Source organism: Kitasatospora papulosa (assembly GCF_000717245.1).
In the GTDB taxonomy this organism is placed as follows: Bacteria; Actinomycetota; Actinomycetes; order Streptomycetales; family Streptomycetaceae; genus Streptomyces; species Streptomyces papulosus.
This window is the reverse complement of the sequence record NZ_JNYQ01000002.1, coordinates 71,499-84,697: the sequence shown is the minus strand read 5'-3', so window position 1 is coordinate 84,697 and position 13,199 is coordinate 71,499. Positions and strand designations below refer to the sequence as shown.

Below are 13,199 nucleotides of genomic sequence, written 5' to 3'. Positions count from 1 at the left end.
AAGCCGGAGGAGTCGCGTCAGTGCGCGCCGCCCTGCGCCTCGAGGCGCTTGTAGGAAGCCTCGATCTCGGCCTCGGCCTCGGTGCGGCCGACCCAGTCGGCGCCCTCGACGGACTTGCCGGGCTCCAGGTCCTTGTAGACCTCGAAGAAGTGCTGGATCTCCAGGCGGTCGAACTCCGACACGTGGTGGATGTCGCGCAGGTGCTCCACCCGGGGGTCGGACGCCGGGACGCACAGCAGCTTGTCGTCGCCGCCGGCCTCGTCGGTCATCCGGAACATGCCGATGGCGCGGCACTTGATGAGGCAGCCGGGGAACGTCGGCTCCTCGAGGATGACCAGCGCGTCCAGCGGGTCGCCGTCCTCGCCGAGGGTGTTCTCGACGAAGCCGTAGTCCGCCGGGTAGCTGGTCGAGGTGAAGAGTCGACGGTCCAGACGGATCCGACCGGTCTCGTGGTCCACCTCGTACTTGTTCCGCGAACCCTTCGGGATCTCGATAACGACGTCGAACTCCACGGGTGGCTCCTCCATGATCAACACATACGACTGATGGTTAAGTGTCCCTCACGCAGACGAGTGCTCGCGAAAGGGGCTGGTCAACGGTGGCCGAGCCGGTGCAGAAACCGACGGAGGAACCGTTGAGCAGGTGGGGCGGGTGGAAAGCCCCGGAGTACCTGAAGCGCGCAAGCGGGTCGGGGAACCGCCGGCTCGTCGCAGGCTCCGCCGTGCTCGGCCTGGTGGTCGCCGCCGGTGCCGTGCTGGCCGCCGGCCCCTGGGACACCGGTCAGCGTAAGGCCGAGCGTGACCGGGCGGCCGCCGTGCAGCGCGCAGGTGGCGCACATCACGAACGGGACGCGCCGGACGGCCCTGAGCCCGCCCCCAGCGCTCCTGCCGTCCTGAGCGCCCTCGGGACCGCCGGGGGGCTCACCCCGGCGGGCGCGAGCAGCCTGAGGACCGCCCTCGACCCCCTGCTGGACAAGCCCGCACTCGGCTCCGTACGTACCGCCGTGGTCATCGACGCGGCCACCGGCAAGCAGTTGTTCGCGAGGGGCGCCGCCACCCCCATGACACCCGCGTCCACGGTGAAGATCGCCACCACCGTGGCCGTGCTCTCCGCGCTCGGCCCCGCCCATCGCATCGCGACGACGGTCGCGCTGTCCCCGGACTCACGGACGCTCACCCTCGTCGGCGGAGGGGACCCCACCCTGGACAAGGCGGCCCTGCGCTCCCTGGCCGCCGACGCGGCGCGCGCGCTGCCGGACGGCGGCACCGGGCCGGTGCGACTGACGTACGACACCTCGCTCTACTCGGGCCCTGCCCGCCACCCCATCGGCCCCAACGAGAACATCGCGCCGGTGAGCGCGCTCATGGTCGACGAGGGCCGCCTCGACGGGAGCGACCGGGGGCCGGCTCCCCGGAGCGGCGATCCCGCGGCCGACGCGGCGCGCGCTTTCGCGGACCTGCTCGGCGACGCCGGTGTCGCCACCCGTTCCGCCCCCGCGTCCGGGAAGGCCGTGAAGGGATCACGGACGGTGGCGACGCACTGGTCGAAGCCGCTCTCCGCACTGGTCGAACGCGCCATGACCAACAGCGACAACGACATCGCCGAGGCGCTGATCCGGCAGACCGCGCTGAAGGCGGGGGAGCCCGCCTCCTTCGCCGGCAGCCGCCGCGCCACCACCGCGGAGCTGAAGAGACTCGGCATGCCGCTGACCGGAGCCCGGCTCGCCGACGGCAGCGGACTGGACCGTGCGGACAAGGTGAGCGCGGGCCTCCTCGCCCGGCTGCTCGCGCTCGCCGCCGACCGGGACCACCCCGAGCTCCGGCCCGTCCTCACCGGACTCCCGGTCGCCGGATTCAGCGGCACGCTCGGCGACCGCTACACCGCCACCTCCCCGGCGACCGGGCTGATCAGGGCCAAGACCGGCACCCTCACCGGGGTGAACAGCCTCGCCGGGACCGCGGTCGACGCGCAGGGGCGGCTTCTGGCCTTCGCGTTCCTGGCCTCGGGCACCACGTCCCCGGCCGAGGCGGAGGCAACGCTGGACACCCTGGCCACCACCCTCACCAAAGGCACCGGGTGAGCGGCTGACACCCCACCATGGGGCGACCACCTCACGTACGGTTGACGCATGACGAGCATCGGTGGTGCCGAGATGGTCGACTGGAAACTCGCGGTCGCGACCGCGACCCGGTTCGTGCGCCCGGGTCCGGAGATCAGCCGTGAGGAGGCCCGTGCCGTCGTCGCCGAGCTACGGCGACACGCCAAGGCATCCGAGGAGCACGTCCGGTCGTTCACCCGGATGATCCCGGACGGGCACGAGCCCGAGGACACCCCGGTCCTGGTCGTCGACCGGGCCGGCTGGATCAGGGCCAACGTCGCGGGCTTCCGTGAACTGCTGAGTCCCCTGCTCGGGAAGATGCAGGACCGCCGCGGCGGCGGCCCCGGAAACGCGGTGCTGGGCGCGGTCGGCGGCAAGGTGACCGGTGTCGAGCTGGGCATGCTGCTGTCGTTCCTGGCGTCCAGGGTCCTCGGCCAGTACGAGACCTTCGCGCCCGCCACCCGCGAGCTGCCCGCGTCCTCGAACGGAGGGGGCCGACTGCTTCTGGTCGCCCCCAACATCGTCCACGTCGAGCGGGAACTCGAGGTCGACCCGCACGACTTCCGACTCTGGGTGGCGCTCCACGAGGAGACGCACCGCACCCAGTTCACCGGTGTCCCCTGGCTCCGCGACCATCTGCAGGGCGAAATCCAGTCGTTCCTCGACGAGACCGACGTCGACCCGATGACCGTGCTCGAACGGCTCCGCGAGGCGGCGCAGGCCTTCTCGGGCGGCAGCCGCCCCGAGGGCGAACGGGGCGAGGAGGGGGACGACGGCGGGCGCAGCCTCGTCGAGATCGTCCAGACGCCCGCCCAGCGAGAGGTCCTTGGCCGGCTCACCGCCGTCATGTCCCTGCTCGAGGGACACGCCGACTTCGTGATGGACGGCGTGGGCCCCGACGTGGTGACCTCCGTCGCCGAGATCCGGGAGAAGTTCCAGCAGCGCAGGGCGCGCGGGGCGAGCCGGCTGGACCTGGCACTGCGCAAGCTCCTGGGGCTCGACGCCAAGCTGCGGCAGTACCGCGACGGCGAGAAGTTCGTCCGGGCCGTGGTCGACGAAGTCGGCATGGACGGCTTCAACCGGGTGTGGACCTCCCCCAACACCCTGCCCACCAAGGCCGAGATCGCCGCACCGGCGGACTGGGTGGCGCGGGTGCACCGTAAGGCAGATTCGTGATCTTGGCCGGTCCGGAGGCAGAAGATTGCCTCCCCAATCACCCATCCGGGGGACCATAAGGGTGTGGGAAGGCGTGCAATGCTCGATGGACGACTTGGCTCTGTCACCATCGACGCACTCTGAGTGACGGGACTCCGTCCCGGGCGCCCCGAGGCACCCTCCCCCGAAACTTCACCCGAAGGGCACCGGACATGGGTCCCCATCCTGCGGTCGCGGCGATACGCCTGGCGGTCCGCCGCGTACTCCACGACGTCGTCACCGAATACAACCGTCGGACCGAACAGGCGGGACGCGCCGAGTTCGCCGAAGCGGGCGCGGGCGCGCGCCGCTCCGGGCTGCCCGAGCGGCCGGACACCCCGCTGGTGCTCGTCGCCTGCTCCGGGGGCGCCGACTCCATGGCTCTCGCCTCCGCCCTCGCGTTCGAGTCGCGCAAGCTGCCCGTCCGCGCCGGCGGCATTACCGTCGACCACAATCTGCAGCCCGGCTCCGGACTCCGGGCCGGCGAGGTCGTGGCCCGTCTCGCCGAGATGCGGCTCGACCCGGTCGAGGCCGTCGCCGTGCGCGTCGGCCGCGACGGCGGTCCCGAGGCCGCCGCCCGGGACGCCCGCTACGCCGCCCTGGACGCGGCGGCGGAGCGCCACGGCGCCTTCGCCGTGCTCCTCGGCCACACCCGCGACGACCAGGCCGAGACCGTCCTGCTGGGCCTCGCCCGCGGCTCGGGCATCCGCTCGCTCTCGGGGATGGCCGCCGCCTCCGGCCCCGCCGGCCGCTACCGCCGCCCGTTCCTCCAGCTCGACCGGCAGACCGCCCGCAAGGCCTGCCTGGTCCAGTCGATCCCCGTCTGGGACGACCCCCACAACATCGATCCCGCCTACACCCGCTCCCGGCTCCGCCACGAAGGCCTGCCCGCCCTGGAGAAGGCGCTGGGCAAGGGCGTCGTGGAAGCACTCGCCCGTACGGCCCAGCTCTCCCGCGACGACGCCGACGCCCTCGACACCTGGGCCGCCGAGGCCGCCCGTTCGGTGCTGGACGACGCCGGACGGCTGGAGTGCGTCAAGCTCTCCGTGCTGCCGCCCGCGGTACGCCGCCGGGTGCTGCGCCGGGCGGTGATCGACGCGGGATCTCCCGCGGGTTCGCTCTTCGCCCGCCACATCGAGGAAGTCGACCGGCTCATCACCGGCTGGCGGGGCCAGGGCGCCATCAACCTGCCCGGCCGCGTCGAGGTGCGGCGGCAGGGTGGCAGACTGGTGATTCGGCAGAGCTGAAGCGCAAGCGGCTGACATGCAGGCGAAACGCCGGTCCGGCCCGGTGAACAGTCCGGGTCCGGCAGGGCAGAGAAAGAGACGCGGGTGAACGAGAAGGACATGGGCACCGACCTTCAGTCGGTGCTCCTCACCAAGGAAGAGATCGACGCGAAGCTCGTCGAGCTTGCAGCGAAGATCGACGCGGAGTACGCGGGCAAGGACCTGCTCATCGTCGGCGTCCTCAAGGGTGCGGTGATGGTCATGGCGGACCTGGCCCGGGCCCTGTCCACCCCCGTCACCATGGACTGGATGGCCGTCTCGTCGTACGGCGCCGGCACCCAGTCCTCGGGCGTCGTCCGGATCCTCAAGGACCTCGACACCGACATCAAGGGCAAGCACGTCCTGATCGTCGAGGACATCATCGACTCCGGTCTGACGCTGTCCTGGCTGCTGACCAACCTCGGCTCGCGCGAACCCGCGAGCCTGGAGGTCTGCACGTTGCTCCGCAAGCCGGACGCGGCGAAGGTCGCCATCGACGTGAAGTGGGTCGGCTTCGACATCCCCAACGAGTTCGTCGTCGGCTACGGACTCGACTACGCGGAGAAGTACCGCAACCTCCCCTTCGTCGGTACGCTCGCCCCTCACGTCTACGGCGGTTGAGGTAACCGCCCAGGCAGGGCCCGGCCGAACCCGGCCGGACTCCCGGGAACCCTCGCGGCCTTCGCGCCGTTGGAGCCTTCGAGGACGGGTTTGTCAGACGTCCCCTGCGGTCACGGGTGACAATGCTGGGGTACCGTCCGAAGCACAGTCTTTTCTCACAGCAGCATTTACCTACGGGCAGGAGGGACGGGGCGACTTCGCTCCGTATGGATGGACGTGAAGCGATACTTCCGTGGGCCGGTCATGTGGATCGTGCTGGCCGTCCTCGCCGTGGTCGTGTTGATGCAGGTCGTCGGCTCGTCCGGCGGCTACAAGACGGTGGACACCGGCAAGGTGATCCAGGCGATCAGCAAGAACCAGGTGGAGCAGGCCAAGCTGACCACCGGTGACGAACAGATCCTGAAGATCGAGCTGAAGGACAAGCAGAAGCTCGAGGGCGAGTCCGGCAGCAAGTTCCAGGCGAGCTACATCGGCAACCAGGGCGTCGAGCTCGCCGACACGTTGCAGAAGAAGTTCGAGAGCGGTGACATCGAGAAGGGTTACACCGTCTCGCCGTCGAAGCAGTCCCCGTTCGTCTCGATCCTTCTCTCGCTGCTGCCCTTCGTCCTGATCGTGGTCGTGTTCCTGTTTCTGATGAATCAGATGCAGGGCGGCGGCTCCAAGGTCATGCAGTTCGGCAAGTCCAAGGCCAAGCTGATCACCAAGGACACGCCGAAGACGACGTTCGCCGATGTGGCGGGGTCGGACGAGGCCGTCGAGGAACTGTACGAGATCAAGGAATTCCTCCAGGAGCCGGCGAAGTTCCAGGCCGTCGGCGCCAAGATCCCCAAGGGCGTCCTGCTGTACGGGCCGCCCGGTACGGGCAAGACGTTGCTCGCTCGCGCGGTCGCGGGCGAGGCGGGCGTCCCGTTCTACTCGATCTCCGGTTCCGACTTCGTCGAGATGTTCGTCGGTGTCGGTGCCTCCCGTGTCCGTGACCTCTTCGAGCAGGCCAAGGCGAACGCTCCGGCGATCGTCTTCGTCGACGAGATCGACGCCGTCGGACGGCACCGCGGTGCCGGCATGGGCGGCGGTCACGACGAGCGCGAGCAGACGCTCAATCAGCTGCTCGTCGAGATGGACGGCTTCGACGTGAAGGGCGGCGTCATCCTGATCGCCGCCACGAACCGGCCGGACATCCTGGACCCGGCGCTGCTGCGTCCGGGGCGTTTCGACCGGCAGATCGCCGTCGACCGTCCGGACATGCAGGGCCGCCTCGAGATCCTCAAGGTGCACCAGAAGGGCAAGCCGGTCGCGGAGGACGTCGACCTCAACGCGGTCGCCCGTCGTACGCCCGGCTTCACCGGTGCCGATCTGTCGAACGTGCTGAACGAAGCGGCGCTCCTCACGGCGCGAAGCAACAAGAAGCTGATCGACAACCACATGCTCGACGAGGCCATCGACCGCGTCGTGGCGGGACCGCAGAAGCGGACCCGGATCATGTCCGAGAAGGAAAAGAAGATCACCGCGTACCACGAGGGCGGACACGCCCTGGTCGCGGCGGCCTCACCCCAGTCGGACCCGGTCCACAAGATCACGATCCTCTCCCGCGGCCGTGCCCTCGGTTACACGATGGTGCTCCCGGAGGAGGACAAGTACTCCACGACGCGCAACGAGATGCTCGACCAGCTGGCGTACATGCTGGGCGGGCGCGCGGCCGAGGAGCTGGTCTTCCACGACCCGACGACCGGTGCCGCCAACGACATCGAGAAGGCCACTGCCACGGCCCGCGCGATGGTCACGCAGTACGGCATGACGGAGCGCCTCGGTGCGATCAAGTTCGGTGGAGACAACACCGAGCCGTTCGTGGGCCGGGAGATGGGACACCAGCGCGACTACTCGGAAGAGGTCGCCGCGCTCGTCGACGAAGAGGTCAAGAAGCTCATCGAGACCGCGCACAACGACGCGTGGGAGATTCTCGTCGAGAACCGCGACATCCTCGACGCCCTGGTCCTCGAGCTCCTCGAGAAGGAGACGCTCGGCAAGGAGCAGATCGCCGAGATCTTCGCCCCGATCGTGAAGCGCCCGGCTCGCCCGGCGTGGACCGGTTCTGCCCGGCGCACCCCGTCGACGCGTCCGCCCGTGCTCTCTCCCAAGGAGCTCGCCCTCACCAACGGCTCCGCCAACGGTTCGGGTACTCCGGAGATCGCCCCGACGGACATGACGAAGAGCAACGGCACGTCCACGGAGGCAGTCCCCGAGGACCGTCCCGAGAGCTGATCCGGCCCGACCCGGTGTGGCCCCTGTCACGGGGCCTCCACCAGGCCCGGAATGGATGCCGCGCCCCCCAGGTTCTAGCCTGTGGGGGCGCGGCTTTTTCGTATGCCTGCGCTGTGCCTGCCGAAATTCCGTGAGGGCCGGGCGGGTCCGCGCATGTGACTGCACAGAGGAACGAGGCACAGAATGACCGACCCGGTGACGCTCGACGGGCAGGGCTCGATCGGCGTTTTCGACGAGAAGCGGGCCGAGGCGGCTGTTCGGGAGCTCCTCATCGCTGTCGGCGAGGACCCCGACCGTGAGGGCCTGCGCGAGACGCCGGGCCGAGTGGCACGTGCGTACAAGGAGATATTCGCGGGCCTCCACCAGGAGCCCGAGGACGTCCTGACGACGACGTTCGATCTCGGCCACGACGAGATGGTGCTGGTCAAGGACATCGAGGTGTTCAGTACCTGTGAGCACCACCTGGTTCCGTTCCGCGGGGTCGCGCACGTGGGCTACATCCCGGCGACCACCGGCAAGATCACCGGGCTCTCGAAGCTGGCGCGGCTGGTCGACGTCTACGCCCGGCGGCCGCAGGTCCAGGAGCGTCTCACCACGCAGATCGCCGAGTCCCTGATGGCGATCCTGGAGCCGCGCGGGGTCATCGTGGTCGTCGAGTGCGAGCACATGTGCATGTCGATGCGCGGCATCCGCAAGCCCGGAGCGAAGACGCTCACGTCCGCGGTCCGTGGCCAGCTCCGTGATCCGGCGACGCGTGCCGAGGCCATGAGCCTCATCATGGCGCGCTGACCCGGCGGGGGACACGCCACCAGGGCCCGGGACGTGGGGCACCGATGAGTTCGAGCGGTGGGGGGAGTCGACAGTGGTGGGTCCGGCCGCAGGAGCCGGGGCCACCGGGAGAGGAGCCCCATGTCCTTCACTCATGTGCTCGCCGTAGCCCCCGTCATGGCCATCGAGCCGGCGGTGGAGTGGTACGAGAGGCTCTTCGGCCGCCCCGCCGATGCCCGGCCGATGGACGGGCTGGCCGACTGGCACATCTCGCCCTACGCCTGGCTCCAGGTCTTCGAATCGCCCGAGCAGGCCGGCGGGACGCTGGTGAATCTGGTGGTCGACGATCTGGACCAGGCGCTCTCGGATCTCGCGGACCGCGGGATCGGGGCGGGTGAGATCCAGCCGGGTGCACGCGAGGTGAGGTTCGCGGCGGTCCACGATCCCGACGGCAACCGGGTCACCCTGATCGAGAACCCGGTGGCCGACTGAGGCGGGCCGGGACGGCCGGGAGGGTCCCTCAGGCGGCCTGTGCGGTGTTCCGCTCGTCGTCCCCGTCGTCCGGGAGCTTGCAGACCCGTTCGAGGAAGACGGCGGCGGCCACGACCGCGACGCCGGCCAGGACGGCGGAGCCCGCGTAGATGGCCTGATCCCGGCGGGGCGGGACGTCCAGGAGGCTGAGCAGGAAGACACAGGTGCCGCCGTACATCCCGGCGACCAGGGCGGCGACGAGTGCGCTCGCCTGGCCGAAGACCAGTGCGCGGGCGGCCATCATCGGCTCCACGCCCTTGGCCCCGGGGCGCCGCTCCCGCTGGGCGCGCAGGCGTGCCCGGATGGAGAGTGCCGTCGCCAGCAGGACGACGGCGATCACGGCCAGCACGACGGGTGCGGCGAGCGGCACGCTGGGGAGCGTCCCCAGGGCGTCCCAGAGGCGGGCCGCGCCCCAGGACAGCACGCCGGCTCCGGCGAAGAGTCCGGCCAGGAGGCCGAGCCGTAGTTGCTTCACCGAGAGTGCCGCCCTTCGTCGCCGTTGCCCGTGTCGCCGCCCGCGGACGGTCGTCCTTGAGCCTAACGACTACTCGGGGAGACGGAGTTCCAGGTCGGGCCGGGGAAGCACTCCGTCGCGGCCCACACCTGCCAGGAGGTCGGCGACCGGGCCGACGCCGGGCAGCTGGGCCTCCGGGTCCACGTCGTGCCAGGGGGCGAGGACGAAGGCGCGCTCGCGGGCGCGCGGGTGCGGAAGGGTCAGCAGCGGGTCGTCGGAGACCACGTCGGCGTACGACACGATGTCGACGTCGATGGTGCGCGGGCCCCAGCGCTCCTCCCGGACCCGGTCGAAGGCCTCCTCGATGGCCTGGCCGCGCTCCAGCAGCGACGAGGGGGGCAGGGTCGTCTTGACGATGATGACCGCGTTGAAGTACGACGGCTGGGAGCCGGGGTCGACGCCCCAGGGCTCCGTCTCGTAGACCGGGGAGACCGCCTTGACCCGGAGGCCGGGGGTGTCCTCCAGGGCGTCGATGGCCCCCTGGATCGTGTCCAGGCGGTTGCCGAGGTTGGAGCCGAGGGAGATCACGGCCCGTTTGGGGTTGGAGAGGGTGACGTCGGCCGCGTCGACCTGCTCGACCACGGCTGCGGGAACCGGCTGTACGGTCGGGTCGCTCTGCCCCTCGGTGGAAAATGCAGTCATGCTCGGCTCCGGGTGATGGTGATGGTCACGTCGTCGAAGGGGACGGTGATGGGGGCGTCCGGCTTGTGGACGACGACCTCGACCTCCTGGACCCCTTCGTGCTTGAGGCACTGCTGCGCGATGCGTTCCGCGAGCGTCTCGATCAGATCGACCGGCTCACCTTGGACGACGTCGACCACTTCCTCCGCGACCACGCCGTAGTGCACCGTCTTCGACAGGTCGTCGGCGGCTGCCGCGGGGCGGGTGTCAAGCCCGAGCACCAGGTCCACGATGAAGGTCTGGCCCTCTTCACGTTCCCTGGGGAAGACACCGTGGTACCCACGGGCCTTGAGGCCGCGCAGCGCGACACGATCCACGCGAATCACTCCTGCTGTTCGTCGTCTCCTGAGGCACCCGGCCGCGTGCGTGCGATGAGGTGCCGTCTTTCGAATCTACCCGCGGGCACCGACAGCTCCCGCCCGCGGGGGCGCGGACCGGCCCGGCCGGGGAGTTGGGAAGCCGCGTATACCCTGTGATCGGGGGCCCAATCCCCGCGCTCCGTCCCGTCCGCTCAGACGGTCGGTTCCTCGTCCTCTTCCTCACCGGTTTCCGCCAGTACGGGTGAACCGTGGTGGGACCAGAGCTTCCAGCCGTCCGGTGTGCGCCGGAACACGTTGGTGGCGACGACGAGCTGGCCGACGAGCGGTCCGAGCGAGCTGCCCTCCTCGGCGGGGCCACCGCTGAGGATGTTCTCGGTGCAGGTCACGAGGGCGGTGTCCCCGGTCATCGCGACCCCGACATCGGTCAGGAAGAACTGGATGTACTCGGTGTTGGCCATGATCAACGCGTAGCTCCGCAGCACCTCGCCGCGGCCCGTGAGTACCGGCCAGCCCGGGTGGACGCAGGAGACGGTGAGGTCCTCGCCGGGCAGCCACAGGTCCGAGAGCCCGTCGAGGTCGCCGCGTTCCATCGCCTCGTAGAAGGCGGTGTTCGCCTGCTCGACCGCGGCGATGTCCGCCGCGGCCTCCTCGTGGTCGTCGCGCGCGGCGCTCACGCGGCACCCTCGACGGCGCGGGCGACCCGGACCGCGTCCGCCGTCGGCCGTACCGCGTGCACCCGGACCGCCCAGGCGCCCGCGGCGGCGGAGAGGGCGGAGACCGCGGCCGTCGCGGCGTCCCGCTCACGGGCCGGGGGCGGGGCCGCGCCCTCGGCCGCCAGGACATGGCCGAGGAACCTCTTGCGGGAGGCGGCGACGAGCAGGGGCCTGCCCAGGTCGCGCAGCCGGTCGAGGTGGGCGACGAGCGCGAGGTCCTGGGCGGCGTCCTTGGCGAAGCCGAGCCCCGGATCGATCACCAGCCGCTCGGGCGCGACCCCGCCCTCGATCACGGCCTCCATGCGCTCGCGGAGCTCGGCGACGACCTCCCCGACGACGTCCCCGTAGACCGCCCGGCTGTTCATCGACTCGCTGAAACCGCGCCAGTGCATGACGACGAACGGCACTCCGGCGTCGGCGACGGCCGGGATCATGCCCGGATCGGCGAGGCCGCCGCTCACGTCGTTGACCAGCGCCGCGCCGGCGGCCACGGACTGTTCGGCGACGACGGCGCGCATGGTGTCCACGGAGACGGTGACGCCCTCGGAGGCCAGCCCCCGGACGACGGGGATCACGCGTCGCAGTTCCTCGGCCTCGTCCACCCTGCTCGCGCCCGGGCGGGTCGACTCACCGCCGACGTCGATCAGATCCGCACCTTCGGCCACCAGTTCGAGGCCGTGCTTGATCGCTGCCGTGGTGTCGAACCAGTGACCGCCGTCGGAGAAGGAGTCGGGCGTCACATTGACGACTCCCATGACCGCGCAGCGGTCCCACTCCGGCAGACCCCGCACCGTGCCCCGTCCTCGCAACGTACTCATGCGACCAGCCTAGGCCCGGTACGGGGGAGGTCGGGCCGCCCCGGCGTGGTGACCGTCGCCGGACGCGGCGCCGGTCCGGGCGGGCACCGTACGCGTGAGCCCCGCGGTGGGAGCGCCCCGCGCCCGCTTCCGCCGCCCGGCCCGTCCGCCCGGATCCGCTCGCGCGCGTTGAGCCGGACGGCGGTGCCGGCCCCCGCCCTCAGCGGGAGGTGACGCCCGCCACGGTCTCCACGGCGACGTCGGCGCGCGGCACGTCCTGTGCGTCCGCGTCGATCGAGCGGCGCAGCGCCTCGTGCAGGCGGGCCGGGGTGAGTACGCCCAGGAACCGGCCGGCACCCTCCTCGTCGACGACGGCGATCCAGCCCGCGTCGTGCTGCAGCATCGTGGCGAAGGCCTGTTTGAGCGGAGCGCCGAGCGGGAGCCACGCCTCCATCCGCCGTGCGTGCTCACGGACCGTGCCCCCGGCGGTCGCTCCGTCGCCCGTCGTCCCGTCGTCCGCGGGGATCCAGCCGTGCAGGTTGTCCTGACCGTCCAGGACGACCGCCCAGCGCGCGCCGTCGGCCCGGAGCCGTGCGGTCGCCTTCGCCAGCGGATCGTCGAGGTGGACGACCGGCGGCTGGTCCAGATCGCTCTCCTCGACGGGAGTGACCGAGAGCCGCTTCAGCCCGCGGTCCGCCCCGACGAAGTCGGCGACGTACGGCGTCGCGGGAGCTCCGAGCACCGTGGCCGGGGTGTCGAACTGCTCGATGCGCCCGTTCCCGTACACGGCGATCCGGTCGCCGAGACGGACGGCCTCCTCGATGTCATGGGTGACGAAGAGGACGGTCTTGCGGACCTGCGCCTGCAGTTTCAGGAATTCGTTCTGCAGCCTTTCCCGTACGACCGGGTCGACCGCGCCGAATGGCTCGTCCATCAGCAGGACCGGCGGATCGGCCGCCAGGGCCCGGGCCACACCCACGCGCTGGCGCTGGCCGCCGGAAAGCTGCTCGGGATAGCGGGCGCCATATACGGAAGGATCGAGTCCGACCAGATCGAGCAGTTCGGCCGCGCGCTTCCTGCCCTTTTCCCTTCCCCAGCCCAGGAGATGGGGGACGGTCGCCGTGTTCTCCAGGACCGTCTTGTGCGGGAAGAGGCCCACCTGCTGGATCACGTAGCCGATACGGCGGCGGAGTCTGACGGGGTCGATGGCCGATATGTCGTCCCCGTCGAGAAATATCCGGCCGTCGGTCGGTTCGGTGAGACGGTTCACCATTTTCATGGTGGTCGTCTTGCCGCAGCCGGAAGGTCCGACGAGCGTGACCAGTTCACCCTCGGCGACCTCGAAGGAAAGGTCGTCGACGGCGGTGGTGCCGTCCTCGTACCGCTTGGTGACGTGCTCGAAACGGATCATGATTCCCCATTGTGACGCGGGTTCTGT

General features: G+C 70.5%; 14 protein-coding genes. 7 read left to right on the top strand and 7 right to left on the bottom strand.

All coding sequences use genetic code 11. From position 1 onward, the window contains the following. Window positions 1-17 precede the first annotated feature (17 nt). Window positions 18-512, bottom strand: coding sequence for an inorganic diphosphatase (locus IA22_RS0105880; protein WP_014155500.1), 495 nt, complete (start codon window positions 510-512; stop codon window positions 18-20). An 86-nt stretch (window positions 513-598) separates the two neighbouring features. Here IA22_RS0105880 and dacB point away from each other — a divergent pair, with 86 nt between their 5' ends. The 7 genes from dacB (at window position 599) to IA22_RS0105845 (ending at window position 8,697) form a co-directional block, all read left to right on the top strand. Then, window positions 599-2,080, top strand: coding sequence for a D-alanyl-D-alanine carboxypeptidase/D-alanyl-D-alanine endopeptidase (gene dacB / locus IA22_RS0105875; protein WP_030122920.1), 1,482 nt, complete (start codon window positions 599-601; stop codon window positions 2,078-2,080). Between the two features lie 48 nt (window positions 2,081-2,128). Further along, the gene (locus tag IA22_RS0105870) at window positions 2,129-3,274 is read left to right on the top strand and encodes a zinc-dependent metalloprotease (RefSeq protein WP_014155502.1); all 1,146 of its coding nucleotides are present in this window, start codon (window positions 2,129-2,131) and stop codon (window positions 3,272-3,274) included. Window positions 3,275-3,465: 191 nt separating this feature from the next. Continuing rightward, complete coding sequence (gene tilS / locus IA22_RS0105865; RefSeq protein ID WP_014155503.1) at window positions 3,466-4,539, top strand: tRNA lysidine(34) synthetase TilS; 1,074 nt, start codon at window positions 3,466-3,468, stop codon at window positions 4,537-4,539. Between the two features lie 99 nt (window positions 4,540-4,638). Continuing rightward, the gene (hpt, locus tag IA22_RS0105860; RefSeq protein WP_014155504.1) at window positions 4,639-5,178 is read left to right on the top strand and encodes a hypoxanthine phosphoribosyltransferase; all 540 of its coding nucleotides are present in this window, start codon (window positions 4,639-4,641) and stop codon (window positions 5,176-5,178) included. A 210-nt stretch (window positions 5,179-5,388) separates the two neighbouring features. Continuing rightward, window positions 5,389-7,437, top strand: coding sequence for an ATP-dependent zinc metalloprotease FtsH (gene ftsH / locus IA22_RS0105855; RefSeq protein WP_014155505.1), 2,049 nt, complete (start codon window positions 5,389-5,391; stop codon window positions 7,435-7,437). Between the two features lie 183 nt (window positions 7,438-7,620). After that, entirely contained in the window at window positions 7,621-8,226 is a 606-nt protein-coding gene (gene folE, locus IA22_RS0105850; RefSeq protein WP_014155506.1) for a GTP cyclohydrolase I FolE, read from the top strand. A gap of 120 nt (window positions 8,227-8,346) precedes the next feature. Beyond that, window positions 8,347-8,697 (top strand): VOC family protein, encoded by a 351-nt coding sequence (locus tag IA22_RS0105845; protein ID WP_030122919.1) that lies wholly within the window; start codon window positions 8,347-8,349, stop codon window positions 8,695-8,697. Window positions 8,698-8,725: 28 nt separating this feature from the next. Here IA22_RS0105845 and IA22_RS0105840 read toward each other — a convergent pair whose 3' ends face one another. From IA22_RS0105840 to IA22_RS0105815, 6 genes are all read right to left on the bottom strand, one after another. Continuing rightward, window positions 8,726-9,211 carry a DUF3180 domain-containing protein gene (locus IA22_RS0105840; protein ID WP_014155508.1) on the bottom strand — a complete coding sequence of 162 codons (486 nt, stop codon included), beginning with the start codon at window positions 9,209-9,211 and terminating at the stop codon, window positions 8,726-8,728. 69 nt (window positions 9,212-9,280) lie between these two features. Then, window positions 9,281-9,892, bottom strand: a complete 612-nt coding sequence (gene folK / locus IA22_RS0105835; RefSeq protein WP_014155509.1) for a 2-amino-4-hydroxy-6-hydroxymethyldihydropteridine diphosphokinase — start codon at window positions 9,890-9,892, stop codon at window positions 9,281-9,283. Next, a complete protein-coding gene (gene folB, locus IA22_RS0105830) occupies window positions 9,889-10,248 on the bottom strand; it encodes a dihydroneopterin aldolase (RefSeq protein WP_014155510.1) in 360 nt (119 codons plus the stop codon). The genes folK and folB overlap by 4 nt, the downstream gene beginning before the upstream one ends. A gap of 194 nt (window positions 10,249-10,442) precedes the next feature. Beyond that, a complete protein-coding gene (locus IA22_RS0105825) occupies window positions 10,443-10,925 on the bottom strand; it encodes a nuclear transport factor 2 family protein (RefSeq protein ID WP_014155511.1) in 483 nt (160 codons plus the stop codon). Beyond that, window positions 10,922-11,782, bottom strand: coding sequence for a dihydropteroate synthase (folP, locus tag IA22_RS0105820; protein WP_014155512.1), 861 nt, complete (start codon window positions 11,780-11,782; stop codon window positions 10,922-10,924). Before folP ends, IA22_RS0105825 begins: the two co-directional genes overlap by 4 nt. A gap of 199 nt (window positions 11,783-11,981) precedes the next feature. Continuing rightward, complete coding sequence (locus IA22_RS0105815) at window positions 11,982-13,172, bottom strand: ABC transporter ATP-binding protein (protein WP_015577700.1); 1,191 nt, start codon at window positions 13,170-13,172, stop codon at window positions 11,982-11,984. Window positions 13,173-13,199: the final 27 nt, after the last annotated feature.